The organism is Nonomuraea sp. NPDC004354 (assembly GCF_053602555.1).
Genome location: NZ_JBSGDV010000001.1, coordinates 561551 through 588509, shown reverse-complemented (window position 1 = coordinate 588509; position 26959 = coordinate 561551). Strand labels below are relative to the sequence as shown.

At 71.7% G+C, this 26959-nt stretch carries 25 protein-coding genes and 1 pseudogene; 17 read left to right on the top strand and 9 right to left on the bottom strand.

Translation table 11 applies throughout. From position 1 onward, the window contains the following. Nucleotides 1-5: 5 nt before the first annotated feature. Both ACWENQ_RS02785 and ACWENQ_RS02780 read left to right on the top strand, forming a co-directional pair. A pseudogene (locus tag ACWENQ_RS02785) lies at nt 6-647 on the top strand (ATP-binding cassette domain-containing protein); the annotation flags it as partial. Nucleotides 648-942: 295 nt separating this feature from the next. Next, entirely contained in the window at nt 943-1710 is a 768-nt protein-coding gene (locus tag ACWENQ_RS02780) for an ABC transporter permease subunit (protein WP_452412708.1), read from the top strand. 287 nt (nt 1711-1997) lie between these two features. On the opposite strand, the gene ACWENQ_RS02775 is transcribed toward ACWENQ_RS02780, so the two are convergent. Continuing rightward, a complete protein-coding gene (locus ACWENQ_RS02775) occupies nt 1998-3683 on the bottom strand; it encodes a ribonuclease J (RefSeq protein WP_354906703.1) in 1686 nt (561 codons plus the stop codon). Between the two features lie 59 nt (nt 3684-3742). Continuing rightward, nucleotides 3743-4657, bottom strand: a complete 915-nt coding sequence (gene dapA / locus ACWENQ_RS02770; RefSeq protein WP_452412707.1) for a 4-hydroxy-tetrahydrodipicolinate synthase — start codon at nt 4655-4657, stop codon at nt 3743-3745. A 791-nt stretch (nt 4658-5448) separates the two neighbouring features. Here dapA and ACWENQ_RS02765 point away from each other — a divergent pair. Both ACWENQ_RS02765 and ACWENQ_RS02760 read left to right on the top strand, forming a co-directional pair. Further along, nucleotides 5449-6171 carry a GntR family transcriptional regulator gene (locus tag ACWENQ_RS02765; RefSeq protein WP_354906705.1) on the top strand — a complete coding sequence of 241 codons (723 nt, stop codon included), beginning with the start codon at nt 5449-5451 and terminating at the stop codon, nt 6169-6171. Nucleotides 6172-6351: 180 nt separating this feature from the next. Beyond that, nucleotides 6352-7029, top strand: a complete 678-nt coding sequence (locus ACWENQ_RS02760) for a JAB domain-containing protein (RefSeq protein ID WP_449916920.1) — start codon at nt 6352-6354, stop codon at nt 7027-7029. Nucleotides 7030-8122: 1093 nt separating this feature from the next. On the opposite strand, the gene ACWENQ_RS02755 is transcribed toward ACWENQ_RS02760, so the two are convergent. Next, nucleotides 8123-8416: a hypothetical protein gene (locus ACWENQ_RS02755; protein WP_449916922.1), complete on the bottom strand. Its 294-nt coding sequence runs from the start codon at nt 8414-8416 to the stop codon at nt 8123-8125. 108 nt (nt 8417-8524) lie between these two features. Here ACWENQ_RS02755 and ACWENQ_RS02750 point away from each other — a divergent pair, with 108 nt between their 5' ends. After that, complete coding sequence (locus ACWENQ_RS02750) at nt 8525-9013, top strand: GntR family transcriptional regulator (RefSeq protein WP_449916924.1); 489 nt, start codon at nt 8525-8527, stop codon at nt 9011-9013. Between the two features lie 26 nt (nt 9014-9039). Beyond that, nucleotides 9040-9540, top strand: coding sequence for a GntR family transcriptional regulator (locus ACWENQ_RS02745; RefSeq protein ID WP_449916927.1), 501 nt, complete (start codon nt 9040-9042; stop codon nt 9538-9540). Nucleotides 9541-9555: 15 nt separating this feature from the next. On the opposite strand, the gene ACWENQ_RS02740 is transcribed toward ACWENQ_RS02745, so the two are convergent. The 3 genes from ACWENQ_RS02740 to ACWENQ_RS02730 all read right to left on the bottom strand — a co-directional run bounded on the left by ACWENQ_RS02740 (nt 9556) and on the right by ACWENQ_RS02730 (nt 12130). Continuing rightward, complete coding sequence (locus tag ACWENQ_RS02740; protein ID WP_452412706.1) at nt 9556-9969, bottom strand: ASCH domain-containing protein; 414 nt, start codon at nt 9967-9969, stop codon at nt 9556-9558. A gap of 183 nt (nt 9970-10152) precedes the next feature. Further along, nucleotides 10153-11175 carry a hypothetical protein gene (locus tag ACWENQ_RS02735; protein WP_449916930.1) on the bottom strand — a complete coding sequence of 341 codons (1023 nt, stop codon included), beginning with the start codon at nt 11173-11175 and terminating at the stop codon, nt 10153-10155. Between the two features lie 55 nt (nt 11176-11230). Continuing rightward, entirely contained in the window at nt 11231-12130 is a 900-nt protein-coding gene (locus ACWENQ_RS02730; protein ID WP_354906712.1) for a DMT family transporter, read from the bottom strand. A 22-nt stretch (nt 12131-12152) separates the two neighbouring features. On the opposite strand from ACWENQ_RS02730, the gene ACWENQ_RS02725 reads away from it, so the two are divergent. From ACWENQ_RS02725 to ACWENQ_RS02700, 6 genes are all read left to right on the top strand, one after another. Beyond that, a complete protein-coding gene (locus ACWENQ_RS02725) occupies nt 12153-13550 on the top strand; it encodes an aminotransferase-like domain-containing protein (RefSeq protein ID WP_452412705.1) in 1398 nt (465 codons plus the stop codon). A gap of 153 nt (nt 13551-13703) precedes the next feature. Continuing rightward, nucleotides 13704-14312 carry a GNAT family N-acetyltransferase gene (locus tag ACWENQ_RS02720; protein ID WP_354906714.1) on the top strand — a complete coding sequence of 203 codons (609 nt, stop codon included), beginning with the start codon at nt 13704-13706 and terminating at the stop codon, nt 14310-14312. After that, the gene (locus tag ACWENQ_RS02715; RefSeq protein ID WP_449916935.1) at nt 14312-15187 is read left to right on the top strand and encodes a 1,4-dihydroxy-2-naphthoate polyprenyltransferase; all 876 of its coding nucleotides are present in this window, start codon (nt 14312-14314) and stop codon (nt 15185-15187) included. The genes ACWENQ_RS02720 and ACWENQ_RS02715 overlap by 1 nt, the downstream gene beginning before the upstream one ends. 106 nt (nt 15188-15293) lie before the next feature. Beyond that, nucleotides 15294-16643, top strand: coding sequence for a purine-cytosine permease family protein (locus ACWENQ_RS02710; RefSeq protein ID WP_449916937.1), 1350 nt, complete (start codon nt 15294-15296; stop codon nt 16641-16643). Beyond that, nucleotides 16636-18360: an adenine deaminase gene (locus tag ACWENQ_RS02705; protein WP_449916940.1), complete on the top strand. Its 1725-nt coding sequence runs from the start codon at nt 16636-16638 to the stop codon at nt 18358-18360. Before ACWENQ_RS02710 ends, ACWENQ_RS02705 begins: the two co-directional genes overlap by 8 nt. Then, complete coding sequence (locus ACWENQ_RS02700; RefSeq protein WP_354906718.1) at nt 18357-19349, top strand: adenosine deaminase; 993 nt, start codon at nt 18357-18359, stop codon at nt 19347-19349. Before ACWENQ_RS02705 ends, ACWENQ_RS02700 begins: the two co-directional genes overlap by 4 nt. A 118-nt stretch (nt 19350-19467) precedes the next feature. Here ACWENQ_RS02700 and ACWENQ_RS02695 read toward each other — a convergent pair whose 3' ends face one another. Then, nucleotides 19468-20562, bottom strand: a complete 1095-nt coding sequence (locus tag ACWENQ_RS02695; protein ID WP_452412704.1) for a sensor histidine kinase — start codon at nt 20560-20562, stop codon at nt 19468-19470. A 37-nt stretch (nt 20563-20599) separates the two neighbouring features. Here ACWENQ_RS02695 and ACWENQ_RS02690 point away from each other — a divergent pair, with 37 nt between their 5' ends. Together ACWENQ_RS02690 and ACWENQ_RS02685 are read left to right on the top strand one after the other, a co-directional pair. Continuing rightward, nucleotides 20600-21253: a response regulator gene (locus ACWENQ_RS02690; RefSeq protein ID WP_452412703.1), complete on the top strand. Its 654-nt coding sequence runs from the start codon at nt 20600-20602 to the stop codon at nt 21251-21253. 236 nt (nt 21254-21489) lie between these two features. After that, nucleotides 21490-22485 carry a glycerophosphodiester phosphodiesterase family protein gene (locus tag ACWENQ_RS02685; protein WP_452412702.1) on the top strand — a complete coding sequence of 332 codons (996 nt, stop codon included), beginning with the start codon at nt 21490-21492 and terminating at the stop codon, nt 22483-22485. Between the two features lie 70 nt (nt 22486-22555). Here ACWENQ_RS02685 and ACWENQ_RS02680 read toward each other — a convergent pair whose 3' ends face one another. Beyond that, nucleotides 22556-23035, bottom strand: coding sequence for a GNAT family N-acetyltransferase (locus ACWENQ_RS02680; RefSeq protein ID WP_452412701.1), 480 nt, complete (start codon nt 23033-23035; stop codon nt 22556-22558). 26 nt (nt 23036-23061) lie between these two features. Between ACWENQ_RS02680 and ACWENQ_RS02675 the strand changes: the two genes are divergently transcribed. Next, nucleotides 23062-23595 carry a CGNR zinc finger domain-containing protein gene (locus ACWENQ_RS02675; protein WP_452412700.1) on the top strand — a complete coding sequence of 178 codons (534 nt, stop codon included), beginning with the start codon at nt 23062-23064 and terminating at the stop codon, nt 23593-23595. Nucleotides 23596-23614: 19 nt separating this feature from the next. Here ACWENQ_RS02675 and ACWENQ_RS02670 read toward each other — a convergent pair whose 3' ends face one another. Further along, on the bottom strand, nt 23615-24550 hold the full coding sequence (locus ACWENQ_RS02670) for a class I SAM-dependent methyltransferase (protein ID WP_452412699.1): 936 nt from the start codon (nt 24548-24550) through the stop codon (nt 23615-23617). A 116-nt stretch (nt 24551-24666) separates the two neighbouring features. On the opposite strand from ACWENQ_RS02670, the gene ACWENQ_RS02665 reads away from it, so the two are divergent. Together ACWENQ_RS02665 and ACWENQ_RS02660 are read left to right on the top strand one after the other, a co-directional pair. Beyond that, entirely contained in the window at nt 24667-26460 is a 1794-nt protein-coding gene (locus ACWENQ_RS02665; protein ID WP_452412698.1) for a LuxR C-terminal-related transcriptional regulator, read from the top strand. Nucleotides 26461-26521: 61 nt separating this feature from the next. Further along, nucleotides 26522-26893 (top strand): winged helix-turn-helix transcriptional regulator, encoded by a 372-nt coding sequence (locus ACWENQ_RS02660; RefSeq protein ID WP_452412697.1) that lies wholly within the window; start codon nt 26522-26524, stop codon nt 26891-26893. The last annotated feature ends 66 nt before the right edge of the window (nt 26894-26959 follow it).

The following is a 26959-nucleotide window of genomic DNA, read 5'->3' as shown; positions in this document are numbered from 1 at the left end:
AAGGGGTGATCGACGTGAGAGAGCTGACCAAGACGTACGGCGCGACCCGCGCCGTCGACCGCCTGTCCTTCACCGTCGAGCCGGGCCACGTCACCGGCTTCCTCGGTCCGAACGGCGCCGGCAAGTCCACCACGATGCGGGTGATCCTCAGTCTCGACGCGCCCACCTCCGGCCAGGCCCTGGTCAACGGCCGCCGCTACGCGAGCCTGCGCAGGCCGCTGCGCGAGGTGGGCGCGCTGCTCGATGCCAACGCCCTCCACCCGGGCCGCAGCGCCCACGACCACCTGCTCAGCCTGGCACTCACCAACGGCATCGGCGCCGCCCGCGTCGCCGAGGTCCTCGACCGTGTCGGCCTGACCGGGGTGGCCCGCAGGAAGGCGGGCGCGTTCTCGCTCGGCATGAAGCAGCGGCTCGGCATCGCCGCCGCGCTCCTCGGCGACCCTGGCGTGCTGATGTTCGACGAGCCGGTCAACGGGCTCGACCCCGACGGGGTGCGCTGGATCCGCGAGCTGATGCGCGCGCTGGCCGCCGAGGGCAGGACGGTGCTGCTGTCCAGCCACCTCATGAGCGAGATGGCCGTGACGGCCGACAGGATCGTCGTCATCGGCGGGGGCCGCCTGATCGTGGCGGCCGCCACGCGGGAGCTGACCGACCGCTACGACTCCCTGGAGTCGGCCTACCTGGCGCTCACCGCCGGCAGCGTCGAGTACGGAGCCGCCCGGTGATCGCCGGCGAACGGCTGAGCCTGCGCCCGGTCCCCTCCACCGCCTGTGCCCCTCGCTCGTCGCCGTCCCGCGGCGCAGGGCCCTGCTGCCGGCCAAGAAGGCCGTGGTGACGGCCCGCGGTGATGCCCCGCCGAACCTGGTGCCGCGGATCGCGGGGAACGGATCTCCGCCCGGATCAGACGCCCGTGAACAGGCCCGCCGTCGAAGGGAAGAACGCATGAACGTGCTCGCCGCCGAATGGGTGAAGGCCCGCTCGGTCAGGTCCAGCTGGTTGCTCGTCGGCCTGAGTCTCGGCGCGGTGCCGCTGGCGGCGGCGATCGCCTGGGCGGCGATCGGCATGTACGACGCCGCGTCCCCGCCGATGCGGCGCACCGCCCGCATCGCCGAACTCGAGGAGGTGGTGCTGATCGTCCCCCAGCTGTGCATGGGGGTCATGGGAGTCCTGGCGATCACCTCCGAATACGCCACCGGACTCATCAGGACCAGCCTGGCCCTCGTCCCGCGCCGGTGGCCGGTGCTGGTGGCCAAGTCGGCGGTCGTGGGCGGGGTCGGGCTGGTCGTGGGACCCGTCGTGGTGTTCGTGACGTACGCGGTCACCGCGGCGATGCTGGCGGGACGCTTTCCCGTGGCGTCGTTCGGCGAGCGGCTTCCGACGCTGGTGGCATCGGCCGTGACGGTGGCGGTGTTCGCGCTGCTCGGACTGGGGCTCGGCGCGCTGCTGCGATCCGCGGCGGCGGCGATCGCGGTGCTGGTGGGCTTGGTGTACGTGATCCCGATCGTGGTCGGGAACCTGCCCGAGCCGTGGAGCGAACCGCTCGGGTCCGTGATGATCGGCGCGCTGCCGCGGGAGATCGCGGGGGCGGACCTGACGTCCTCGGTGTACGGGGCGCTGCTGCCGCCACCGGTGGCGGGGGTGGTGCTGGTGCTCTACGCGGTGGTGCCGCTGGCGGCGGGCCTGGCGGCCGTCCACCGCCGCGACGCCTGACCCGGCGGGCCTGGCGGCCGTCCACCACCGTGACGCCTGACCGGCGGGCCTGGCGGCCGTCCACCGCCGCGACACCTGACCGGCGTCCCCGGCACGGCCGTGCTTCATGACGCGGCGAACACCCCGCCCCGTGGCCGCCCTCCGTGTGCACGACAGACGGGGGCCGGAACCCCAGCAGCCCGGACACCGCCGCCCGCGGGAGACGCGGCCGGGCCGCTCAGCAACCCGGAGAGGAACCCCACCCCCTGATCGCAGGGATCGGGAGCGGGGTTCCTCGGGCGGCGGGGTCAGACCTCGACGATCACCGGAATGATCATCGGGCGGCGGCGGAAGGTGTCGCTCACCCAGCGTCCGACCGTCCTTCGCACCACGCGGCGGATCTGCGCCATGTCGACCACACCGTCGGCCGCGTTCTGCTCGATCGCCTTCTCGATCATCGGGATGATCTCGCCGAAGCGCTCGATCTCGATGCCCGACCCACGCGCGTGGATCTCAGGACCGGCGACGAGCTTGCCGCTGGTGGAGTCGACGACCACCACGACCGACACGAAGCCCTCGTCCCCGAGGATCCTGCGGTCCTTGAGCGACAGGTCGGTGATCTCGCCGACCGAGAGGCCGTCCACGTAGACGTACCCGGCCTGCACGGCACCGGTGATCTTCGCCCGGCCGTCGACCAGGTCGACGACGACACCGTCCTCGGCGATCACGATGTGGTCGTCCGGCACGCCGGTCAGCTCCGCCAGCTTGGCGTGCGCCCGCAGGTGGCGCCACTCGCCGTGCACGGGCATGAAGTTCGACGGGCGCGTCAGGTTCAGCACGTACAGCAGCTCGCCGGCCGCCGCGTGCCCCGACACGTGGACCTTCGCGTTGCCCTTGTGGACGACGCGCGCTCCCCACCTGGTCAGCCCGTTGATGACCTTGTTGACCGCCGTCTCGTTGCCCGGCACCAGCGAGGAGGCCAGCAGCACGGTGTCACCGCTCGCGATGCGGATCGCGTGGTCGCGGTCGGCCATGCGCGACAGCGCCGCCATCGGCTCGCCCTGCGAACCCGTGCAGATCAGCACGATGTCCTCCGGCCGCCACTCCTCGAGGTCACGGGAGTCGACGATCAGGCCGGGCGGCACGCTCAGGTAGCCGAGGTCGCGGGCCACGCCCATGTTGCGCACCATCGACCGGCCGACCAGCGCGATCTTGCGGCCGTGCTTGGCGGCGGCGTCGATCACCTGCTGGACCCGGTGGACGTGGGAGGCGAAGCTCGCCACGATCACCCGCTTGGCCGAGGTGCGGATCACCTCGTCGATGACCGGACCGATCTCCCGCTCGGAGGTGACGAACCCCGGCACCTCGGCGTTGGTCGAGTCGGACATCAGCAGGTCGACGCCCTCGGCACCGAGCCTGGCGAACCCGCCCAGGTCGGTCAGCCGCCCGTCGCTGGGCAGCTGGTCCATCTTGAAGTCGCCGGTGTGCAGGACGATGCCGGCCGGCGTGCGGACGGCCACCGCGAGCGCGTCGGGAATGGAGTGGTTGACCGCGAGGAACTCGCACTCGAACGGCCCGAACCGGCGCCGCTCCCCCTCCATGACCTGCACCTTCTCCGGCTGGATCCGGTGCTCGGTCAGCTTGGCCTCGATGAAGGCCAGCGTCAGCTTCGACCCGACGAGCGGGATGTCGCGCCGCTCCCGCAGCAGGTACGGCACGGCGCCGATGTGGTCCTCGTGGCCGTGCGTCAGGATCAGCGCCTCGACGTCGTCGAGACGGTCCCTGATGTACTCGAAGTCGGGCAGGATCAGGTCGACTCCCGGCTGCTCGGGATCGGGGAACAGGACCCCGCAGTCGACGATCAGCAGCCGGCCTTCGTACTCGAAGACCGCCATGTTCCGGCCGATCTCCCCGAGACCGCCGAGCGCCACGATGCGCAGGCCGCCCTCAGGCAGCGGCGGCGGGGGGCCGAGTTCCGGATGCGGGTGGCTCATACGCTGCCCCCAGGCCGGTCAAATCGTGAACTCAATATCTCCGTTCCTCCCCGTTTTCATCAGTCAGCCAACTTCACTCCGCCGGCCACGAGGCACGCCCGCAGCTCGGCGATCTGCGCAGAGGTGGCCTCCACCAGCGGAGGCCGCATCGGGCCGACAGGCCGGCCCGTCAAGCTGAGTGCCGCCTTGACCATGATCGCGCCCCCCGCGCGGTTCATGATCCCGTCGATCACGGGCAGCAGCTGCCGGTGGACGGCGGTCGCCTCCGCGACCTCGCCCGCCCGGTGGAGCTCGATCATCCTGGCCAGCTCGGCGCCCACCACGTGGCCCACCACGCTCACGAACCCCGCCGCGCCCACCGAGAGCCACGGCAGGTTCAGCGCGTCGTCGCCCGAGTAGAAGACAAGGTCGGTGGCGGTCATCACGGTGGAGCCCGCGAACAGGTCGCCCTTGGCGTCCTTCACGGCCACGATCCGCTCGTGCTGCGACAGCCTGATCAGCGTATCGGTGTGGATGGGCACGCCCGCACGGCCCGGAATGTCGTAGAGCATCACCGGCAGCGCGGTCGCGTCCGCGACGGCGGCGAAATGCCGGTACAGGCCTTCTTGCGGCGGCTTGTTGTAGTACGGCGTCACCACGAGCAGGCCGTGGGCGCCGGCCCGTTCGGCCTGCCTGGCCAGCTCGATGGTGTGGTGCGTGTCGTTCGTGCCTACACCGGCGACGACGGTCGCCCTGTCACCCACGGCCTCCAGCACGACCCGCAGCAGGCGCTCTTTCTCGGCGTCGCTGGTGGTCGGCGACTCCCCGGTGGTCCCGCTGACGATCAGACCGTCGTTGCGCTGCTCGTCGACCAGGTAGGCGGCCAGGCTGCGCGCGGCGTCGTAGTCGACGGCGCCGTCCACGGTGAACGGCGTGACCATGGCGGTCAGCATGCGGCCGAACGGAGCTTCGGCGGTGCGAGAGGGCGATGCCATAGTGCGAACGGTACCCGGATTCCCGCACGTCCCTAACCCCGCCACCCCCATAAGGCCATTTCCGAGCCCTTGTCCGGCTCCTCCCCCACTCGCCTCCGGCCCCATACCCGACTCCTCCCCCACCCGCCTCCGGCCCCATCCCCGGCTCCGGCCCCGTACCCGGCTCCTCCCGCCACCGCCTCCCGCACCAGCCGATCACCGCTCCCCCGCCGATGTCGCGCCAGTCCTCCGCTGCTGTCGCCCGCACCTCGCGCCATCCCGGCGCTCCGCGCCCCGCCGTCCGCTCCGGCCCCTACGGCAAGCGGGCTCGAGGCCACCGTGGTCACCGCTGACCGCCCGTCCATCACGCGTACTCCAGCGGGACTCCGGCGGGCCGCCGTCACGTCGTCCCGTCGCTGAGCGTCACCGGTTCCCAGGAGTGCCGTCCGTAACGGCGGCCGGCCACGCGCGCTCGGTGAGGCGTATCCCTCGACAGACGCCGGCCCCGGGACCAGGGTGGCGGCGGGGGCGGCTTGCCGTACGGGATGGGGGGTGGCCGGAAAGGCCCGCACGCTGGGGGGTTGGCCGGAAACGCCGGCACGTGGAAGAGGTCGCCGATATGTGCTCGGGGGTACACACATCGACGACCTCTACCGGAGAATCGCCGCACCTTACGCGGGCGTTACAGAGTTCTCAGAATATTTTTCCGAACCGCCCAAAGTTGGAACTCCAAGTGCATTCGATGACGGTGGGTTACCTGCCGAATACGGCAACATGGGGCAACGCCTCACAGCAACCTCAGGGATGGACTAGTGGCAAGTTCCGATCCGGTCTACCTGCGCGTCGTCGAAGACATTCGGCGGCAGATCAACGACGGCACCCTTCCCCCCGGCGCGCCCATCCCCTCACGGGCGCAGCTGACCCGCAAATATCAGGTCGGCGAGACCGCCGCCCGCCACGCGCTTCGCGTCCTGGCCGGCGAGGGCCTCATCTTCGGTCGGGTGGGTTCGGGACACTACGTCAGGGAGCGCCCGGACCTCGCTCCCCTGCATCGCTGGCGCTTCCACGACCACCAGGCGCCGTTCGCGGCCGACCTGCAGAGCCAGGGCAGGCGCGTCACCTGGGACTGGCACAGCGAGCCCGTGGCCGCCACCCCCGAGATCGCCCAGCGCCTCCGCGTCGAGGAGTCGACCACCCTCACCAGGACCCATTACGTGTTCCGCGGCGACGGCAAACCCCTTCAGCTCGCCACGTCGTACGAACCGCTCGAGTTCGCGCCCCACTCCGACGAGGAACGCCGCGGCCTGATCGGCAGGCTCTCCTCCTACGGGATCAAGGTGACCGAGATCGTCGAGAGCGTGCACACCCGGGTGCCGCGCCCCACCGAGATCGACGCCCTCGACCTGTCGGCGGGCGTCCACGTCCTGCACCTCAAACGGACGCACTGGGCGAGCGAACGTCCCGTGGAGACGAGCGACATCGTCGTTCCCGGCGACCGCTTCGAAGTCGTCTACAGCATGGCCGTGCACCTGTGACCCCTCCCCACGCACCACCGGGCGGCGCCTTCCCCCGCGCCGCCCGGTCCCCCCTCCTTCAACGCCGGCCCCGCACCCCCTCCTGCGGCGGCCACGAGACACGGCCGACCCACCCTCCCGGCCCCTGATTTGTCGGTGCCCGTTGATACAACCGGCAGGGTGCCGATCCGGAGGTGTCGATTGCGCGTCAAGGACCTGCCCGCCGCCGACCGCCCGCGCGAGCGCCTGCTCGCCAGCGGTGCCGCAGCCCTGGCCGACCGGGAGCTGCTCGCTCTCCTCATCGGTCACGGCACCAGGGAGAGCGACGCCGTCGACCTCGCCGCCCAGCTCATCGCCCACTGCGGCGACCTCGGCGAGCTGGCCCGCTCCGACGCCCACCGCCTGCTCGCCGTCCGCGGCGTCGGCCCCGCCAAGGCGGCCCGCATCGCCGCGGCCTTCCATCTCGTACGGCGTGCGCAGGAGGGCCCGGCCCGCGCCCGCATCACCTCGTCGAGCGACCTGGCCGCGCAGGCGGCGCCGTACCTTCGCGGACACCCCCGCGAACGCCTCGTTGTCGTGATCTGCGATCCACGCGGCTCGGTCCTGCGCCGCGCCCTGATGACGGAGGGCGGCGCCGACCACACGCCCGCCCCGATCCGGGAGATCATCACCACCGTGCTGACCTCGGGCGGCGCTGCCTTCGGGGTGGCGCACAACCACCCGAGCGGTTCTCTCGACCCGAGCGAGTCCGACCTGGCCACCACCCAGCGCCTGGCCGACGCCGCCGACACCGTGGGGCTGCGCTTCCTCGACCACGTGATCGTCACCGACACCGCCTGGCGCCGCATCCCCGTCCCGCAGACCCCGGAAACCGGCTAGCCGCCACCGTTCCGAGCACCTGACAGGCATCCTGAACCTCGTCCAATCCCCGCAAGCCCATTGGCCTCTTCCTGCCTCGCGCTGCCCGGCCGGCGATGGGAACGCTCGGTGGGCCCCTGGCCGGCAGCCGCGACCGCTGCCGCCGAAGCCCACCGAGCGTTCTCCGCGCGGCCCCGCTCCCACCCGACTGGACGAGGGGCCGCGCCACCCGAGAAGGCTCCACACTGCGCCTGTACCGCTCGGGCGGCCCCGCGACGCAGTACGGGGCCACCACACTCGATGTCACTCACCTCCGTCGGGCCACGCCGGCGCGGGCGCGCTCCGACGGAGCGGGCCTCCACGGGCAGGCGCTCCATCGGGGAACGACGCCCGGCCGGAGACCGCGCACCTCGGGCAGGGGGGTGCGGGAGAGACTCCGCCCGGGGTACGGCCACGAGCTGGAATGTCCCGGTGAGGTCGCTGCACGACACGTCGGACATCCGCACGCTCACACGGTGAGAGGCCTCTGTGGGGTCGGTGAGTGAGGGTTACCGGTGACGATGCCCCACAGAGGCCACGTGCCCCGGACGAGCGAGCGAAGATCGCCCAGGGCACGCTTCCCGGCGCTCCCACACCGCACGGCGTGGGGCACCTGCATCGTCTCCGGCGGGTCCGCGCCAGACCCGCCGGAGACGACCACTCGCAGGGACGGCTGATCCAAGGGGATGCCCCCACGAGCGGCCACGCACCCCGGACGGCCGAGAGGACCACCCGCCCGGGGCACACCTACAAGCTCACAACAACGCCCTGCTCCGGCGGGCCGGGCCCGGCCCGCCGGAGTGGCCTCGCACAAGGACACGGAACCTGGGATGACCCCTGTGCGAGGCCGTGCACCCCGGGCCGGCCGGGCAAGAGCCGAGCCCGCGGTACGACCAGTGAGGGACGAAGGATGCCGGTCAGTCCCACCGGCCGCGGTGGACGCCGCCTTCGGACAGGCCGAGCATCGGCATCCACCAACCCCACGACTGCTTCCCCGACCGATGCCGCCCGAGCCGAGGAGGTCGTCTCGCCCCGGCCAGACACGTCCGCCAGGCGATGACCTTCCACAACATGATCAACGCGCCTCCCCGCGAAGGAGTCGCTGCCAGAGATCTTCCACCTCGGCGCAACGCAGCCACGGCGACTCATGAACCAGGGTCACCTCTCCTCCTTGGCTCAGGCGCCGGATGAACATCAGCCCAGCCGCCTGGCAGAGCTCGTAGAACACCGGCACGCAGTTACACGTGTACGACTTCACCCGCACCCGATCGGCACGCGGCACCTCCAACGACCAGTCGATGGCGATAGCGCCTTCGCGCAACGGTTCGGGATGCTGGGAGTGCCATTCGCCCAGCTCCGCCTCGACCACGCTTTGACTATAAGGCAGCCGTATCTCTAGGTCTACTTGCTCCTCTCTATAGGTTCATGTGAGCGTCTGCTTTGTACGCTCATGTACCTTTTCGTCTATAGTTCGACTGTGCTTGACCGCGAGGGACCCGTACCCATCTACAAACAGGTCGCCGATCTGATCCGCGCCCGGATCGAAAGCGGCGAGCTCAGGCCCGGCGAGCCAGTACCCAGCGAAGCTCAGCTGGAGGCCGACTACGACATCGCGCGCACGACGGCCAGGCGGGTCGCTCGCGAGCTGCGCGAGCAGGGCGTCGTCTACACGATCCAGGGCGAGGGGACATTCGTCGGAGAGCCGGGGATTCCGCGCGCTCCGCGAAAGACGCCGATGTACCAGAAGATCGCCGAGGAGCTCGCGGAACGGATCCGCCTCGGCCAGATCCTCCCGAACCGCGCCATCCCGAGCGAGAAGGCACTGATGAAGGAGTACGGCGTCGCGAAGGTGACGGCACGGCAGGCGGTGGCGCATCTCCGCGAGAAGGGCTGGGCCTTCACCGTGCCGTATCGCGGCACCTATGTGGCCGCCAAGGAGAACTGGCCCGAGGACGGCTCCCGCTAGTTCCATCGCCCGTATATGCTGATTCCATGCTCGATCCTGATGGTGACACCCATCTCTATCTGCAGATCAGTGAGATCATCCGGTCGCGCATCGTCAACCGTCTCTCCCCCGGCGACGCCGTCGCCAGTGAGGCGGAGTTGCAGCGGGAGTTCGGCGTCGCCCGCACCACGGCGCGTCGCGCGATCCGGGTGCTCCGCGACGAGGGCCTCATCTACACCGCCCAGGGGCAGGGCAGTTACGTCGGCGGGCCCGAGCTCGCCCCTCGCTCCCCGGACAAGACGCCGCTGTTCCGCCGGATCGCGGGCGACATCGAGCAGCAGATCAGGTCGGGCGCGCTGCTGCCGCGCCGCTCGATCCCGGGTGAGTCGACGCTGGTGCGGCAGTACGGCGTGGCGCGCGAGACGGTGCGCAAGGCCATGGCGCTGCTGCGCGAGCAGGGCTGGATCTACACGGTGCCGGCCCGGGGCAGTTACGTCACCTCGCGCGATTCGTGGCCTGAGGCGGCAGGTGAGGGCTCCGGCTGCTGAGCCTGCCGGAGGCCGTCACGCACCGCGTTCGGTGCCGTCCACCAGCCGGAAGGACATGCAGACGACCTCGGTGGTGTCGTCGACCTCGTATCCGGCGGCGTTCCAGAAGCGGCGGTGCACCTCGCCCCAATGCTCGACCGACCGGTAGCCCTCGCCCTCCGACTGGGCGAACTCCCAGGCCACCTGGTGGAACGGCACGACCTGCATCCCGGTGACCTCCACCTCGGCGAGCCGGCGGTCGTCGTCGTCGACGAGGGCCAGGCGCTCGCCGACGTGCTCGAGCTCTTCGTTCTCCGCGCGGTAGTCGTGGGCGAGCAGGCCGGCCGTGCCGGTCTTGGCGCCGGACAGGACCAGGTCGTTCAGCCGGGCGCGCAGGTCACCCGGTGTGCCGAGGCCCAGGATCCTGAGCCCGTCGATTCTGCCCCACACGGCTGGCAGCCTACCGGGGCTCGCCTGAAGGCCCGTTGCGCCGCCGCCACGACCGGTCGTCCGGCCATCCCCGGAACGCCGCCGCAGGTCGCACGTCACAGCCGCTCCAAGGCGCATCGGCGCTCCGCGGTCGTCGGCCAGGCGACGCGCCCGGGGTGGGGCGCCCGGCCGCCCGGCCGTGGCTCAGAAGACCGGGATGATCTCCTCGGGGTCGATGAAGTCGACCTGCACGCCGTCGATGTCCAGTTCCGGGATGGCAGGGAACTCGATCCCCCACCGTTCCACGATCGCCCGCACCCTGGCCATCGCCACGCGCCAGTTCTCGGCCTGCTCCTCGTACGACAGCACGCCCAGCCCCGCCGTCCGGGCATGGTCCATCAGCACCCGGTGGTTGGGCAGGAAGTACGGCGGCAGGTCCCAGAACCCCTCGGGCGGCTCCCACAGGATCATCGACAGGAAGACGAACCCGGCCCGCAGCTGCCGGGTGATCAGCGAGCGGACGTCGTCGGTGAGGCCTGGCCACTCGTTCTCCAGGATCGTCATGCAGATCTGGAGGTGCCGCGACTCGTCGCGGCCGATGCGTTGGAACATCTCGCTGAAGACCGGGTGCCTGGTGCCCGACGCCATGCCTCTGAACAGCGTCGACGCGGCCATCTCGCCCATCATGAACGAGGTGAACAGCACCGGCAGGGAGTACTTGCCGACCGCCGCGGTGTAGCCGTTCCAGTAGCGCCCGCCGTTGTGGTACAGCCAGCCGATGTTGTTGTGCGCCGCCTTCTCCAGGTCGGTGACGGGGGTCCAGTCGAGGGGTCCGCCGGGCCAGAGCCTGGCGATGGTGCGCTGGCAGCACTCCTCGTGGTTCATCTCGTCCCTGGTGATCGAGAAGAAGCACTTGCGGACGGGGTCCTCCTCGTGCTTCTCGAACGCCTGGATGGTCGCGCGGGCGAACACCGCGGGCCCTGAGGCGTCGAAGTTGGCGAGGACGGCGAACCAGTACATGATCCCCAGCCGCTGCTCGACGGTGAAGTCGTCGGGGGAGAGCCCGTCCCAGGGCAGGTCGGCGGGGTTCCAGACCATGCGCTTGGACTTCTCGTAGATCGCCGCCAGCTTCTCGGTCTCGACCCGCCACTCCATCGGATAGATGTTCGGCTGGGGGATCTCGGGCGCTGGCCAGAATCCGCCTTCGGGGATCGTGAGGTCGGCCATGATTTGTGACACCTCCTGCGCTCATCCTGCGCTGAGTTGTCACATCTTTCAAGGACTACGTACGGCTGCGCTGCGTCACCGCCACGCAGACCAGGACGGCCAGCGCGCCGAGCACCGTGGCCATGCCGTACCGCTCGCCCAGGAACAGCCACGCCCACACCAGGGTGAGCAGCGGCTGGGTGAGCTGGGTCTGCCCGGCGCGGGCGATGCCGCCCTGGGCCAGGCCCGCGTACCAGGGGACGAAGCCGAGGAACATCGAGATGAGCCCGACGTAGAGGAACCCGCTCACGGACGCCACCGAGAACGACACCGGCGTGGTCAGCGCCAGCGCGGCGGTCACGGGCAGCGTCACGGGGATGGACACCACCAGGGCGTAGGAGATGACCTGCCAGCCGGGCGTGGTGCGGGCGAGGCGGCCGCCCTCGGTGTAGCCGAGCGCGGCCGACAGGAGGGCGGCGACCAGCAGGAGGTCGGCGAGGGAGACGCTGCCGCCGCCCTGGGAGACGGTGAAGACGGTGATCGCGACGGCTCCGGCCGCGCAGGCGACCCAGAACAGCGGTCGGGGGCGTTCGCCCGCGCGCCAGACGGCGAAGGCGGCCGTGGCGGCCGGCAGCAGGCCGATCACGACGGCGGAGTGGGCGGTGCCGGCGCCCAGGTGCAGGGCGAGGCCGCTGAAGACGGGGAAGCCGAAGACCACGCCCAGGGAGATGAACGCGTAGGGGCGCCACTGGGCGCGCGGCGGCACCAGCGGCAGCCGGGCGGCCTTGAGGCAGGCCAGCGCGACGAGGCCGGCCAGCAGTGCCCGCCCGATCGCCACCAGCCACGGGTCGAAGCCGCGCATCGCGAACACGGTGGCCGGAAAGGAGCCGGAGAAGGCCAGCACGCCGAGGAAGGCGAGGAGGGTGCCACGCCTGGCGTGATCGGCCCGTACGGGAACCGTTACTCCACCGGACACGATAGCGCTATTGTTACTTCTCATGAAAGACGATAGCAGTATCGCCCAGATCGCCGCGATGCTGCGCGAGGAGATCGGGACGAAGCAGCCGGGCGACCGGTTGCCGTCCAGCCGCGAGCTGATGCGGCGCCACGGGGTCAGCCCGGTGACCGTCTCGAGGGCGATCGGGCAGCTCGCCGCCGAGGGCAGGGTGGTCACCAGGCCCGGCGTCGGCGCCTTCGTGGCCCCTCGCCCCGCGCGGCTCACGGAGATCTCCGACATGTCGTGGCAGACGGTCGCGCTCGGCGACCGGGTGATCGACGACTCGGGCGTCACGGCGCTGCTCACGACGCCGCCCGAAGACGTGATCCCGCTGACCGGCGGCTACCTGAACGCGGCCATGCGGCCCGACCGCCAACTGTCGGCGGCCGCCTCACGGGCGGTCAAGCGCCTGAACGCCTGGGCCACTCCCCCGCTGACCGGCGTCCCCGAGCTGCGGGGGTGGTTCGCCCGGCAGGCGGGCGGCGAGCTGACCGCCGGTGACGCGCTGGTCGTCAGCGGCGGTCAGGCCGCGCTCAGCCACGCCTTCCGCGCCCTGGCCGCCCCTGGCACGACCGTGCTGATGGAGACGCCCACCTACCCCGGCGCGATGGCCGCGGCCAGGGCGGCGGGCCTGCGGACGGCCGCGGTGCCGATGGACGCCGACGGCGTGCTGCCCGACCTGCTGGCCGAGGCGTTCGCGGTGACGGGCGCGCGGGTCTTCTACTCGCAGCCGACGCTGCACAACCCCACCGGCGCGACGCTCACCGACGTACGAAGGGAGCAGGTGCTCCAGGTGGCCAGGGCGCACAACGCGTTCGTGGTGGAGGACGACTACGCCCGCTACCTGACCGAGCACGCGCCCACCCCGATGATCGCCCTCGACCGCTACGGCACCGTCGTCCACATCAGCTCGCTCACCAAGATCCTCGCCCCCAGCCTGCGCCTGGCCGCGGTGATCGCCCGGGGCCCGGCCGCCCACCGGTTGCGGGCCGGCCAGCTCGTGGAGTCGTTCTTCGTGGCCAGGCCGCTGCAGGAGACGGCGCTGGAGTTCGTGAGCTCGCCCGCCTGGCCCCGTCACCTGACCGCCGTCCACGCCGAGCTGGCGACACGCCGTGCGACGCTCGCCGCCGCCCTCGCCGCCGCGCTGCCGGAGGCCGAGCCGCACCTGGTCCCCCACGGCGGACTGCACCTGTGGGTACGGCTGCCGCCGCACGTCGACGAGGCCGCGCTGGTCGAGGAGTCCCGCAGGAACGGGGTTCAGGTGAGCCCGGGCCGCATCTACTACCCCACCGAACCGCCGGGGCCGCGCCTACGCCTGACGCACAGCGCCGCCGTCCATGTGGCCGAGCTGACCGACGGGGTGCGGCGGCTCGCCTCCGCGTACGCGCGCCTGAGCTGATCAAGCCCTTACGATGGGATGTCGTAACCGGACGAACACCCGCGTTTATCGAGTCAGGCGTCATCGCGAGCCCCGAATCACCGATACGGTGTAACACGTGCCCTCGAGATCCTCCGGTCGCGGGCACAACGGCAGGCGAAGGAGCGGGCCGAGATGGCAGACGTAGGCGTCCGGGCGGCCCGGCGCGGAGATGTGCTCCAGGTGGCGAACACTCAGATCCGCGCCTGGCGCTACGGTTATCGGGAGTTCCTCCCCGAAGGGCCGCTCGAGCAGATGACGGGCCCCGCAGCGGAGAAGATGTGGCTGCGCCAGTGGGACGAGGCGATCGCCTCGCCGCCCACGCGCATGCATCGCGTGCTCGTGGCCGTGGAGACCATCCTCGACACCGAGGGCTTTCCCGCGCTCGGCCTGGGCGGCGCCAACGCGCCCGCCACGCCGCGCGGCGGCGAGCGCGTGGTCGGCCTGGTCTCCCACGCGCCCGCCGAAGACCCCGACCTCGACCCGACGGTGACGGCCGAGATGCTGACGCTGCTGGTCGACCCCGACTTCGTCCGGCGCGGCCACGGCAGCAGGCTGCTCAACGCGACCGTCGACTACATGCGCGAGGACGGCTTCCGGCAGATCGTCACCTGGGTGTTCGCGGAGAACTACGCGATGCTCGGCTTCCTCGAGTCCGCCGGATGGGGCGAGGACATGGCCGAACGCGTGCTCGACATGGGCCGTCCGATCCGGATGGTCAGGCTCACGACGGACATCAGCTGATGGCCACGCTCAGCCAGTGGGTGCAGGGCGCCCGCCCGCGCACCCTTCCCAACGCGGTCGTACCCGTCGTCGTCGGCACCGGCCTGGCGGTCGGCGAGGGCGGCCCGATCTGGTGGCGTGCCGTGGTGGCGCTGCTGGTGGCGTTGTTACTGCAGATCGGCGTCAACTACGCCAACGACTACAGTGACGGCATCAGAGGCACCGACGACCGGCGCGTGGGCCCGATGCGCCTGGTGGGCTCGGGTGTGGCCGCCCCTCGCGAGGTGCTGACCGCCGCGCTCGGCTGCTTCGCCGCCGCCGCCGTCGCCGGCCTGACGCTGGTGGTGGCCACGCAGGCCTGGTGGATCCTGCTGGTCGGCGCCGCCGCGATCGCGGCCGCGTGGTTCTACACCGGCGGCAAGCGTCCCTACGGCTACCGCGCGCTCGGCGAGGCGGCGGTCTTCGTCTTCTTCGGCCCCGTCCCCGTGATGGGCACCACCTTCGTCCAGACGGGCCACCTGTCGTGGGTCGCGCTGGCCGCCTCCGTCCCGATCGGCCTGCTGTCGTGCTCGATGCTCGTCATCAACAACCTGCGCGACGTCGTCACCGACGGCCCGGCGGGCAAGCGCACGCTGGCCGTGGTGCTGGGCGCCGAGCGCACGCGGGTGATGTACACGGTGTGCCTGGTCGCCCCGCTGGTGATCCCGCTGCTGCTGATCCCGTTCACGCCGTTCGCCGCGCTGCCGGTGCTCGCGGCGCCGCTGGCGATCGGCCCGGTGAAGACCGTCCTGTCGGGCGCCACCGGCCCCGCGCTCATCGGCGTGCTGCAGGCCACGGGCAAGCTGCAGATGGCCTACGGCCTGCTCTTCGCCGTCGGCCTGGCGATCACCTTGTAGGCGGCTACAAACCGGCGGGCCGATCTCGTAGCCGCCGATAACCGTCCTGGTCAGACCCTCCTGGTTCACTGAATCCGGTATTCAGCGACTCCGGAAGGAACCGTCCATGGAGCAACGCGGGATCGAGCTGGTTCCTGCGGCCGAGCGGTACGGCCGCCCTCGCGACCTGCTCTTCCTCTGGGCAGGCACGACGACGACCGTCTTCACCGTGGTCTACGGCACCATCGTCGTCGCGATGGGGCTGAGCTTCTGGCAGGCCGTGGCGGCCATCGTCATCGGCAACCTGCTCGCCTTCCCCCTGGTGGGGTTCAGCAGCATCCAGGGGATGCAGCAGGGCACCTCGACGATGGCGATCTCCCGCGCCGCCTACGGCAACAAGGGCGCCCGCGTGCTCGGCTTCTTCGGCTGGCTCAACATGGTCGGCTTCGAGGCCGGCGGCATGGTGATGATCACCCTGGCCGGGCTCACGCTGCTGGAGCAGGCCGGCGTCTCGAGCGACGGTCTCGGGCTGAAGGTGGCGATCGTGCTGGTCGCCGCGGTCATCCAGCTCATCCTGCCGCTGATCGGGCACTCCGCGGTCATGAAGGCGCAGAAGTACCTCACCTGGGTGTTCCTGGTGATGTTCGTGATCATGGCGATCCTGGTCGCGCCCAAGGCGAACCTGTCGGCGGCGGGATCGGCGGACTTCTCCACCTTCACGCTGGCGGTCATGCTGGTGATGTCGGGCGGCGGCCTGTCGTGGGCGCCGCTGGGCGGTGACTACTCGCGCTACCTGCCGGTCGACTCCTCCAGGAAGGCCGTGTTCGGTTACGCCTTCCTGGGCGGCTTCGTGCCGTACCTGCTGCTGATGGTCCTCGGCGCGGCCGTCGCCACCGTGGTGACCAACGCCAGCGACCCGATCTCCGGGCTGCCCGGTGCGCTGCCGTCCTGGTTCGTCGTGCCGTACCTGCTGCTGACCGTGGTCACGCTCTTCGCCGCCAACACCACCGACCTGTACTCCTCGGGCCTGAACCTGCAGGCGGCGGGCATCAACGTCAAGCGGTGGCTGGCGGTCGTCCTCGACCTGATCCTCTGCGTGATCATCACCTTCGTCGCGATCACCTCCGACTCGTTCAACACGATGCTGAACGCCTTCCTCGGCCTGCTGGTGATCTGGCTGGCGCCGTGGGCGGGCGTGTACGTCACCGACTGGCTGCGCCGCAGGGGCCGCTACGACGCCGCCGCGCTGTTCGACGACCACGCCCCCGACCAGGTCCGCTGGCCGGGCCTCATCGCCCAGGCCGCCGGCATGGTGGCCGCCGCGCTCTGGCTGAACTCCAGCGTGTTCGTCGGCTGGATCTCCGGCGCGACCGGCGGCTCCGACTTCAGCATCTTCGCCGGCTTCGTCGTCGCCGGAATCGTCTACGCCGCCCTGGACCGCCGACCGGTCCCCATCAAGGAGCTCGCCCATGCATGACCTGCTCGATGTCGCCTACGGCCGCCGGCCCGCGGACACGATCATCACCAACGGCACGCTCGTCAACGTGCTGACCGGCGAGCTGTACCCGGCCGAGATCGGCATCAGCGGCGACCGGATCGCGGCCGTCGGCCCCGCCCTCGACCGCGGCCCGGACACCGAGATCATCGACGCTCGCGGCGGCTTCCTGGTGCCCGGACTCATCGACGGCCACCTGCACATCGAGTGCAGCAAGCTGTCGGTGACCAGCTTCGCCAACCTGGTCGTCCCCTTCGGCACCACCAGCGTGGTCTCCGGCCTCGACCAGATCCTCGTGGCGCAGGGCCTCGACGGCGTACGGCAGGCGCTCAACGAGGCGGCCGCCACCAGCATGCGGATCTGGTGGGGCGCCCCCGCCAAGGCCCCCTACACCGTGCCGCAGTCGACCGTCGGGCACACCTTCGGCCCCGCCGAGCACCGCGTCGCGCACGAGTGGCCCGAGTGCGTCGGCGTCTGGGAGACCGTCCAGGAGATGGTCGAGCACGGCGACCCCGCCGTGATGGCGGCGCTCGAGCTCGCCCACCAGCGGCGGCTGCCGATCTTCGGGTGCGCGCCCCTGTCGGACGCCCGCCGCATCGCCGGCCTGGCCGCCGCGGGCATCAGGCTCGACCACGAGTCCTACTCCCACGAGGAGATGCTCGAGAAGCTGCGCCAGGGCATCTACGCGATCGTCCGCGAGTCGTCCGTCGCGCACTTCCTCGAGGAGAACATCCAGGTCGTCGCCAAGGTGGGCGCGCGGCGCGTCGCGTTCTGCACCGACGACGTGCACGCCGCCGACGTGCTGGCCGGCGGGCACATGGACAAGCTCGTCAGGATGGCGATCAAGGCCGGCGTCGACCCGGTCACCGCGATCCAGATGGCGACCGTCAACTGCGCGGAGATGTACCGCATCGACGACCTGGTCGGCAGCATCGCGCCCGGGCGCTTCGCCGACGTGCTGATCGTCGACTCGCTGGAGGAGTTCAAGGTCAGGGAGGTCGTCGCCGGAGGCCGTCTGGTGGCCAGGGACGGGGCCATGGTCGTGCCCGCCGTACCGCCGGCCAGGGGCGAGGTGCGGCCCTTCCCCGTGCGCCAGGTGACCGCCGACGACCTGGCCCTGCGCTCGGCGGCCGACGAGGTCACGGTGCTCACCCTGAACTTCACCGAGCAGGTCTTCGTGCGCAGGCGGCGCGACGTCACCCTGCCCGTCGTCGACGGCGTCGTCGAGCCGTCGGTCGAGCACGACGCGCTCCTGGTCACCGTCGTCGAGCGGTACGGCAAGACGGGCAACATGCCCGTCGCCATGGTCAGCGGCATGGGCCTGCGCAAGGGCGCCATCGCCACCAGCGCCGCCCCCGACGACAACAACATCATCTGCGTGGGCGCCTCCCGCGCCGACATGGCGCTCGCCGTCAACACCGTCTCGGCGATGGGCGGTGGCCAGGTCATCGTGGTCGACGGCACGGTCGTCGAGTCGCTGCCGCTGCCCGTCGCGGGCATCGTGTCCGACATCCCCGCCGCCGAGATGGCGGTGCTCGAACAGCGGCTCGACGACGTGGCACGCTCGTTGGGGTGCGGCCTGCCCGCGCCGCTGATGTACCTGTTCTTCCTGTCCATCACCGCCATCCCTGATTACGCGGTCACCGACCTCGGCCTGGTCGACTGCGTCAACCTCGAGATCGTGGAGGTCATCCAATGAACGACTTCATCGCCGGGCTGCCCAAGTGCGAGCTCCACCTGCACATCGAGGGCACGCTCGAGCCGGAGCTCAAGTTCGAGCTGGCCCAGCGCAACGGCATCGCCCTGCCGTACGCGTCGGTGGAGGAGATGCGGGCCGCCTACTCCTTCGACGACCTGCCGTCGTTCCTGGCCGTCTACTACGAGGGCATGGGCGTGCTGCGCACCGAGCCCGACTTCTACGACCTGGCCATGGCCTACCTGCGCAAGGCCGCCTCGCAGAACGTCCGCTACGCCGAGATCTTCTTCGACCCGCAGGCGCACACCTCCCGCGGCGTCCCCTTCGACGTGATCATCCGCGGGCTGCGCCGCGCGCTCATGGACGCCGACGCCCGGCTCGGCATCCGCGCCCAGCTCATCATGTGCTTCCTGCGCGACTTCCAGGCCGAGTACGCCATGGCGACGCTGCTGGAGTCGCTGCCGTACAAGGAGTGGATCGTCGGCGTCGGCCTCGACTCCGACGAGAAGGGCAACCCGCCGGCCAAGTTCGCCGCCGTCTACGAGCGGGCCAGGCAGGAGGGCTACCTGCTGACCATGCACTGCGACGTCGACCAGGAGAACTCCGTCGAGCACATCCGCCAGTGCCTGGACGACATCCAGGTCGACCGGATCGACCACGGCGTCAACATCCTCGAGGACCCCGCGCTGGTGCAGCGGGTCCTCGACAGGGGGATCGGGCTGACCTGCTGCCCGATCTCCAACTCCATCGTCACCGACTCGATGAAGGCCGAGGGGATCAGGAAGCTGCTCGACCTGGGCGTGCGGGTGACGATCAACTCCGACGACCCGGCGTACTTCCCCGGATACGTGCAGGAGAACCTGGCGGCGCTGGAGCTGTCCAGGGAGGAACTGCTGCAGGTGCAGCGCAACGCCTTCGAGATCGCGTGGCTGCCGCGGCAGGTGAAGGACGGGTACCTGGCCGAACTGGAGGCGTACGCGGCCGGGGCCTGAAAGCACGGTCCCAGCCGAGCATCGCCGACGCGGGTCCGGCCGGGCGTCATCCTGCGGTGGGCTCCCGCCGTACACGTGAGGATTCCGTCGTGTGTTCCGCGTACTCCCCGGGGGCGCATCACCTCAGGGGGACGTGGGGGAACGTCGCGGCCACCACCCAGGTGCCGTCCTCCCTCGGGCCGTACGCCAGGGTGCCGCCGTAGGTCTCGACGTCGGTGGTGAGGCTGCGCAGCCCGTAGCCCGTCCCCTCCGCCCTGCGTGTGGCGTGGCGGGGCGGGTGGCTGGTGGCGGTGATCGTGACGCCGTCCCCGTCCCGGTCCGCGGCGAGGTCCAGGCGCGTGCCGGGCCCGCCGTACCTGAGCGCGTTGGTGGCCGCCTCGCCGACGAGCCGGTGCGCCACCGCGCGCACGGCGGCGGGCAGCTCGGCCACGAGCTGGGGCGGCGCCGCCGGAACGTCGAGACCTGCGGCGCGCAGCTGGTCCAGCCGCTCGGTGAGGTCGTCGGCCGCGGTCGCCACCTCCAGGGCGTCGAGGTCCCTGATGGCGTCGCGGACCTCGGCCAGCGCCTCCCGTCCCGCGCCGAGCACCCGGTCGACGCGCTCGCCGTCCGCGGGCGTCAACCGTGCGGCGGAGCGCAGCGCCTCCGTCTGGACCAGCATGACGGTGATCGTGCGGGCCAGGGTGTCGTGCAGGCGCCGGGCCAGCAGCTCCCGGCCCTCGGCGGCGGCCAGCTGCTCCTCCACGACGCGGCGCTCCAGCCGCAGCCGGGCGCTCTCCGCCGCGAACGCGCTGCGCTCCCGCACGTTCCGGCGGCGTTCGACGCCCAGCATCCAGGCGGCGGCGAAGATGGCCACGACCTCCCCCAGGCCGCGCTGCGTGCTCGCGGCGACGGCCGCGGCGGTCACGCCGCACACGCCCCACCGGACCAGACGCGCCTCGCTGGTCGCCGCCGTGTACATCGCCACCAACGCCGGCAGGTAGCCCAGCGCGCGCGTCATCCCCGCCGCCATGTGCGCGGCCGTGAACACACCGACCACGCACAGCACGGCCCCGGGCGCGCGGCGGCGCCACGCCAGCGGCAGGATCTGGCCCACCGACAGCGGCACCGAGGCCGGTCCCCCAGCCGCGAACAGCGCGGCGGCCACGGCCGTGAGCGCGACGTCCACCACGACCTGCCACCTGACGCGCAACCGGCCGGCGAGCACCTGCCTCACACCGCCTCGCTTCCCCCGAGCCCCTACCATCGGGCACATGATCCGGCTTGTCATAGTCGACGACCAGGCACTGGTACGGGAAGGCCTCGCCCTCATCCTGGGCGCCCAGCCGGACGTGGACGTGGTCGGCGAGCTGGCGGACGGCCAGGCGCTGCTCGACCTCTTCGCCGCCGATCAGGACCCCGCGGACGTCGTGCTGCTCGACCTGTACCTGCCCGGCATGGACGGCGTGCGGGCGCTGTCCCTGCTGCGCGGCGCGCACCCGGAGACACGCGCACGCGTCCTGATGCTCACCGCCGTCGGGCGCGCCGCCGACATCCAGCGCGCCCTCGCCGCCGGTGCCGACGGCTTCGTGCTCAAGGACGCCAGCGGCGGCGAGCTGGCCGCCGCCGTACGCGCCGCGCATGGCGGGGTGACGGCGCTCAGCTCGTCAGCGGTCGACATGCTGTGGCCCAAGCAGCGCCCGGCGGCCGTTCCACCCGCGGGAGCCGGGGTCAGCACGCTGACCAGGCGGGAACGCGAGATCCTCGGCCTGATCGCGCAGGGGATGGCCAACCAGGACATCGCCGGCGCGCTGACGCTGGCGGAGCGCACGGTGAAGACGCACGTCAGCAACATCCTGGCGAAGCTGCAGGTGAGCAGCCGCACCCAGGCCGCGCTGCTCGCGCGCGACCTGCTGAGCCAGTCCTGAAAGCAGGACGGCCGCGACCGGCCGAGTCCTGAAAGCCGCACGGCCACGACCGGCCGAGCCCTGAAAGCCGCACGGCCACGACCGGCCGAGTCCTGAGAGCCGCACGGCCACGAACCGCCGAGGGAGTCCTACGAGGCAGTCCTAAAGGCATAGTGCGGCTACGTCCTTCGCCGGTTCTCCTCGGCTGTCGCGGCGGCGATCCTGGTGCCGCCGTCTACCTCCAGGAGCCTGCCACCATGCGTTTCCGACGCCGCACCGTCGTGCTCGTCGCCCTGCTCGCACTCGCCGCCTTCGTGTACGTGAACAACGCCTCGTGGCGGGCCGCCGACGGAGGCCCGCCCCTGCTGCTGGCCCACCGCGGGCTCGCCCAGACCTTCCGCTTCGACGGCATCACCAACGACACCTGTACGGCGGAGCGCATCCACCAGCCGGAGCACCCGTATCTGGAGAACACCCTCGACTCGATGCGCGCCGGCTTCGCGGCGGGCGCCGACATGGTGGAGTTCGACGTCCAGGTGACCAGGGACGACCGCATCGCCGTCTTCCACGACGCCACGCTCGACTGCCGCACCGACGGCACGGGCGCCGTGCGGGACCACACGCTCGCCGAGCTGAAGAGGCTCGACATCGGCCACGGCTACACCGCCGACGACGGCGCCACCCACCCGTTCCGCGGCAAGGGCGTGGGCGGGATGCCGGTCATCGAGGAGGTCATGGCCGCCTTCCCTGGCCGGGAACTGCTCATCCACGTCAAGAGCGACGAACCCGCCGACGGCGAGCGGCTCGCCGGCTACCTCGCCACGCTGCCCGCAGACCGGCTGCGCACGCTCGCCGTCTACGGGGGCGACCTGCCGGTGGCGGCGTTGAGGAAGAGGCTGCCCGGCATGCGCGTCATGTCGCGGCAGACGATGCAGGACTGCCTGCTGCGCTACGCCGCCGTCGGCTGGACGGGATACGTGCCGGACTCGTGCGAGAACACGCAGCTGCACCTTCCCGAGCAGTACGCCCGGTGGATGTGGGGCTGGCCGCACACCTTCGTCGCCCGGATGCGCGAGCACGGCACCCGGGTGATCGTCGTGGCGGGATCGGGGGACTTCTCCGAAGGCTTCGACACCCCCGCCGATGTCGCCAGGATCCCCGAGGGGTACTCCGGCGGCGTCTGGACCAACCGCATCGACCGCGTGGCCTCCCTGCTGCGCCACCGGCCGAGCCTGCGCCACCGGCCGAGCTGACGGTCTCCGCCGGGCACCGGCGGCTCAGCGCTCGCGCCCGCACCGGTACCGGCCCCGGTGCGGGCGGCTGTCACGGGCGCCAGTACAGTGCGGGGTCGGGGTGCTCGACGAAGCCGAGCGACCGGTAGAGCGGTTCACCGTCGCGGGAGGCGTGCAGGTCGACGCGGGCGACGTCCTGTTCGCGGAACCAGTCGAGCAGCCCGTGCATGATCGCGCGGCTGTGGCCGCGGCGCCGGTAGGCGGGGTCGGTGACCACGCCGATCACGTGTCCGACCCGGCCGTTGTGCGAGTGCGGGCCGGGGAACCACTGCTCGATGGTGCCGATGCCGCAGGCGGCGAGACCGTTGTCGCCGTCCACGACCAGGATGCACGCGTCGTCGGCGGTCAGCTTGTCCTTCAGAACCGTGGTGAGCGCGTGCCGCCACTCGTCGCCCGCTGAGGAGGGGTTGAAGAAGTCGCCGCCGAGGGTCGCGAACAGCAACGCCCGCAGGCGCACGAGTTCCGCGACGTCATCCTCGACCGCCTGCCGTACATCGCTGTGGTACCTCATACCCAACAGCCTGATGTAATGAGCTTATGCATCTCAACCCTTACGGCGAGGGCGCCGTGAAGCTGGCCGCGAGCCTGGCCAACCGGCGCCCGGCGACCGCGGACGAGCTCGCGGACCGCTGCCGCGCCGCCGGGCTGGTGCTGGAGCGCCCGGTCACGCCGCAGGACCTCGGCCACACCCTGGACACGCTGGACGCGTGGGAGAAGATCGTCGACGCCACCGACGAGCACGAGCGCGCCGCACTGCTCAACCGCATGCTGGCGGCGGCCGCGGCCTACCCGCGGCTGACCGACCACTCCGGATCCGGCTGGCACCTGCACTACCGCGACGACCGGCAGCCGCTCGGCCCCGTGCTGTTCGCGCTGATCTCCGTCGGCACCGCGCTGCACCTGGCGGGGCGGGGGATGCACCGGCTGCAGCGGTGCGCCGTGGACGGGTGCACCCTGGTCTTCGCCGACACCTCCCGCACCGGACGGCAGCGCTACTGCTCCCACCGGTGCGCCAACCGCGATGCGGTTCGCCGCCACCGCGCCCGAGTCACACCCATGACCTCGCCGTGAGTCCTTCCCCGCCGGCCCCTCAGCCCGGCGGAGCGGCGCGCCGCAGCCGGACGGCCGGGAGCAGGCCGCCCGCCGTGCCTGGGAGCAGGCCGCCCGCCGTGCCCGGAAACCGGCCGCCCGCCGTGCCCGGGAACCGGCCGCCCGCCGTGGCCGGGGCGCCGGGAACCGCCGTGACCAGCAGCCCCTCGATCGGGACGGCGATGCCGGTGCCCGTGCGAAACCGGCCCAGTTCCTCCCGGGCGTCCGCGATGATCCTGCCGTACACCTCGTCGCTGATCCGTTCGCGGAGCGGCGTGCTCTCGACCTCGATCCGCACCAGCTCGTCGACGGAGCCGAGCCGTACCGTCCCGGTGCGGGCGGTGATGGCGGTGACCCGCAGCCCGGCGGCGGCGAACAGCCCCGCCAGCGCGTCGGTGTCGCCCAGCTTCCAGTAGGCGCTCAGCAGGCTGACCGCTTCGGGCCCCGCGTGGCGGGCGGCCACCTGGACGAGCGGGCCGTAACCCGGCTGCCGCTCCAGCCGCGCCCACACCTGGACGGCCACGCGGCCGTCCGTGGCCACGACGCGCGCCATCTCGCGCAGGGCGCGGACGGGGTCGGGGAAGAACATCAGCGCCGACTGGCACAGCACGGCGTCGAACGACCCGTCGGCGAACGGCAGATCCGCCGCGTCGCCCTGCCGCCATTCGAGGTCGGGGCGCAGCCGCCGGGCGACGGCCAGCATGGCCGCGTTGAGGTCGAGGCCGGTCACCCGTCCCCGCTCCCCGGCGCGCCGGGCGGCGGCGCGGGCGACGACACCCGTGCCGCAGGCGACGTCGAGGACCCGCTGGCCGGCCGCGACGCCGGCCGCCTCGACCAGCCGCGGCGCCCATTCGCCGAAGATCGCGGGAACCAAACTCGACTCGTAGCTCTCCGCCTGGTCGACCGAGAGCTGGAACGTCTCCATCGGGCTGCTCATCGCGCACGCTCCGTGTCAGGTGGCCGGGTTCCCGGCCAGCATGCGCCGCGACCAGGCACGGGAGCATGGGGCGACTGCCCTATTCGCGGGCGCGTTCGCGGCGGGATAATCGTGACGTGGGGGTCGATGAGGCCGTTGCCGCCGGGAGGGCCGCCCTCGCGGCAGGTCACTGGAAGGACGCCCGCGCCGCCTTCGAGACCGCCCTCGCGCGGGAGGAGACTCCTGAGGCGCTCGACGGGCTGGGGCAGGCGCTGTGCTGGCTGGGCGAGTACGGCACGGCGGTCGCACTACGCGAGCGGGCCTTCGCAGGCTTCCGCGCCAGAGGTGAGACGCGGTATCCGGCGGTGATCGCGGCCTACTGGCTGGCGTTCGAGTACGTCGCGCTGTACGGGAACTACGCGGTCGCCGGCGGATGGCTGGAACGCGGGAAGCACCTCGCCGAGGCGGCGGGCGACTGCCCCGAGCGGGGCTGGGTCGAGCTGGCCTGCGCGATGGCGAGTGACGACCAGGCCGTCAGGCTGCGGCACATCGAGGCCGCGCGGCGCCTCGCCGTCCGTTTCGGCGACACGGACCTGGAGTTCGACGCCCTGGCCTACAGCGGCGTGTGCCTGGTGGAGCGGGGCCGTACCGATGAGGGCATGCGCCGGCTCGACGAGGCCGCGGCGGCCGCTGTGGGCGGCGAGGTGCGGAACGTGGCGGTGGTCGGCGAGATCTACTGCAAGATGCTGCTGGCCTGCGAGATGGTTCTCGACGTACGGCGGGCCGAGCAGTGGACGGCCGTGGTCGAGGCGTTCGTGCGGCGCACCGACGTCGTGTGGGCCGCGGCCATCTGCCGGATGTACTACGGCGGGATCCTCACCGCCGCGGGCCGGTGGGCCGAGGCCGAGCACGAGCTGACCACGTCCGTCCGCCTGTACGACGCCAGCTACCGGGCCCTCCGTTCCGGCTCGGTGGCACGCCTGGCCGACCTGCGCGTACGGCAGGGCCGGCTGGAGGAGGCGGAGCGGCTCCTCGACGGCCACGAGCACGACGGGTACGCCGTACGGCCGCTGGCCGGTCTGCACCTGGCTCGTGGCGAGGCGGAACGCGCCGCGACGGTACTCCGCCGCGGGCTGGCGGTGGACGGCCGGAGCGCCGAGAACCAGGGAGACCACGAGGACGGGGACCAAGGGGACCAGGGGGACCAAGGGGACCAAGGGGACCAGGGGGACCAGGAGGGCACAGACCAGGACGCGGACCAGGGGGACCACGAGGACGGCGGCCCCGAGGGCGAGACGTTGCGGGCGCCGCTGCTGGCGCTGCTGGTGGAGGCCGAGGCGGCGGCCGGGCACCTGGCGGCCGCCCGGCTGGTGTGCGCCCGGCTGCGCGCCCTGCCGGAAGCCGCCCGCACCCCGCTGACCAGGGCATTCACCGAGTATGCCGCCGCGCTCGCCGGCGAGGGCGAGGTCCGCGGCCATCTCGAGGCGGCTCTGGCGGGCTTCGTCGCGGCCGGCCTCCCGCTGGAGGAGGCCCGAGCCAGGCGGGCGCTGGCCGAGGCCCTGCGCCCGTCCGCGCCCGAGGTGGCGATCGCCGAGGCCCGGACGGCGCTGGCCGTCTCCGAACGGCTCGGCGCCCGCGCCGACGCCGACGCGGCGGCCGCGCTGCTGCGCTCGCTGGGGGTGCGCGGCAGGACCGGGCCCAAGCAGGTCGGCGTCCTGTCGAAGCGGGAGCGGGAAGTGCTCCACCTGATGGGGCTCGGGCTGTCCAATCCCGAGATCGCCGAGCGGCTGTTCATCAGCCGCAAGACCGCCTCCCACCATGTCAGCAACGTGCTGGCCAAGCTGGGCCTGCGCAACCGCGCCGAGGCCGCCGCCTACGCGACGGCCCGGGCGCGGGGCGAGGATCTCGACAGACCCACTTCAGGTAAGTAGCTTCATCTCAGTAAGGGCGCCGCCCTCGCGTCCGGAGGGCACACTCCACCGGGAGACGACCATGAACCACAGCCCCGCGGCGTGCCGGGCCCGCGAGATCCTCGACCGCGTGGGCGGGAAGTGGTCGCTGTCGGTGATCCATCAGCTCGGCTCGGGCACCAAGCGCTTCACCGAGCTCAACCGCGGCATCGACGGCATCAGCCACCGCATGCTGGCCGTCACGCTGCGGGAGCTGGAGCGTGACGGCATCGTCTCCCGCACCGTCCGCGCGGTCATGCCGCCGCATGTCGAGTACACGCTCACCGCCATGGGCCGCGCCCTGCTCGACACCATGGGCGGCCTGGTCGTGTGGGCGGAGGACCACCTCGGCGAGATCGACGCCGCCCGCGCCGCCTTCGACGCCCGGACGGCGACCGGGGGTGACCGTCCCTGAGCCAGGGGCCGGCGGACGCCGTCCACGAAGGTGATCCCGTTCGGTGCGTTCGTCGGGGTGGCGGAT

Excerpts from the sequence above, each read along its gene's own strand:
- ACWENQ_RS02780 (WP_452412708.1), top strand. The coding sequence starts at position 943 with ATGAACGTGCTCGCCGCCGAATGGGTGAAGGCCCGCTCGGTCAGGTCC.
- ACWENQ_RS02775 (WP_354906703.1), bottom strand. The coding sequence starts at position 3,683 with ATGAGCCACCCGCATCCGGAACTCGGCCCCCCGCCGCCGCTGCCTGAG.
- dapA (WP_452412707.1), bottom strand. The coding sequence starts at position 4,657 with ATGGCATCGCCCTCTCGCACCGCCGAAGCTCCGTTCGGCCGCATGCTG.
- ACWENQ_RS02745 (WP_449916927.1), top strand. The coding sequence starts at position 9,040 with ATGCTCGATCCTGATGGTGACACCCATCTCTATCTGCAGATCAGTGAG.
- ACWENQ_RS02735 (WP_449916930.1), bottom strand. The coding sequence starts at position 11,175 with ATGGCCGACCTCACGATCCCCGAAGGCGGATTCTGGCCAGCGCCCGAG.
- ACWENQ_RS02725 (WP_452412705.1), top strand. The coding sequence starts at position 12,153 with ATGAAAGACGATAGCAGTATCGCCCAGATCGCCGCGATGCTGCGCGAG.
- ACWENQ_RS02720 (WP_354906714.1), top strand. The coding sequence starts at position 13,704 with ATGGCAGACGTAGGCGTCCGGGCGGCCCGGCGCGGAGATGTGCTCCAG.
- ACWENQ_RS02715 (WP_449916935.1), top strand. The coding sequence starts at position 14,312 with ATGGCCACGCTCAGCCAGTGGGTGCAGGGCGCCCGCCCGCGCACCCTT.
- ACWENQ_RS02710 (WP_449916937.1), top strand. The coding sequence starts at position 15,294 with ATGGAGCAACGCGGGATCGAGCTGGTTCCTGCGGCCGAGCGGTACGGC.
- ACWENQ_RS02705 (WP_449916940.1), top strand. The coding sequence starts at position 16,636 with ATGCATGACCTGCTCGATGTCGCCTACGGCCGCCGGCCCGCGGACACG.
- ACWENQ_RS02700 (WP_354906718.1), top strand. The coding sequence starts at position 18,357 with ATGAACGACTTCATCGCCGGGCTGCCCAAGTGCGAGCTCCACCTGCAC.
- ACWENQ_RS02690 (WP_452412703.1), top strand. The coding sequence starts at position 20,600 with ATGATCCGGCTTGTCATAGTCGACGACCAGGCACTGGTACGGGAAGGC.
- ACWENQ_RS02685 (WP_452412702.1), top strand. The coding sequence starts at position 21,490 with ATGCGTTTCCGACGCCGCACCGTCGTGCTCGTCGCCCTGCTCGCACTC.
- ACWENQ_RS02680 (WP_452412701.1), bottom strand. The coding sequence starts at position 23,035 with ATGAGGTACCACAGCGATGTACGGCAGGCGGTCGAGGATGACGTCGCG.
- ACWENQ_RS02675 (WP_452412700.1), top strand. The coding sequence starts at position 23,062 with ATGCATCTCAACCCTTACGGCGAGGGCGCCGTGAAGCTGGCCGCGAGC.
- ACWENQ_RS02670 (WP_452412699.1), bottom strand. The coding sequence starts at position 24,550 with ATGAGCAGCCCGATGGAGACGTTCCAGCTCTCGGTCGACCAGGCGGAG.
- ACWENQ_RS02660 (WP_452412697.1), top strand. The coding sequence starts at position 26,522 with ATGAACCACAGCCCCGCGGCGTGCCGGGCCCGCGAGATCCTCGACCGC.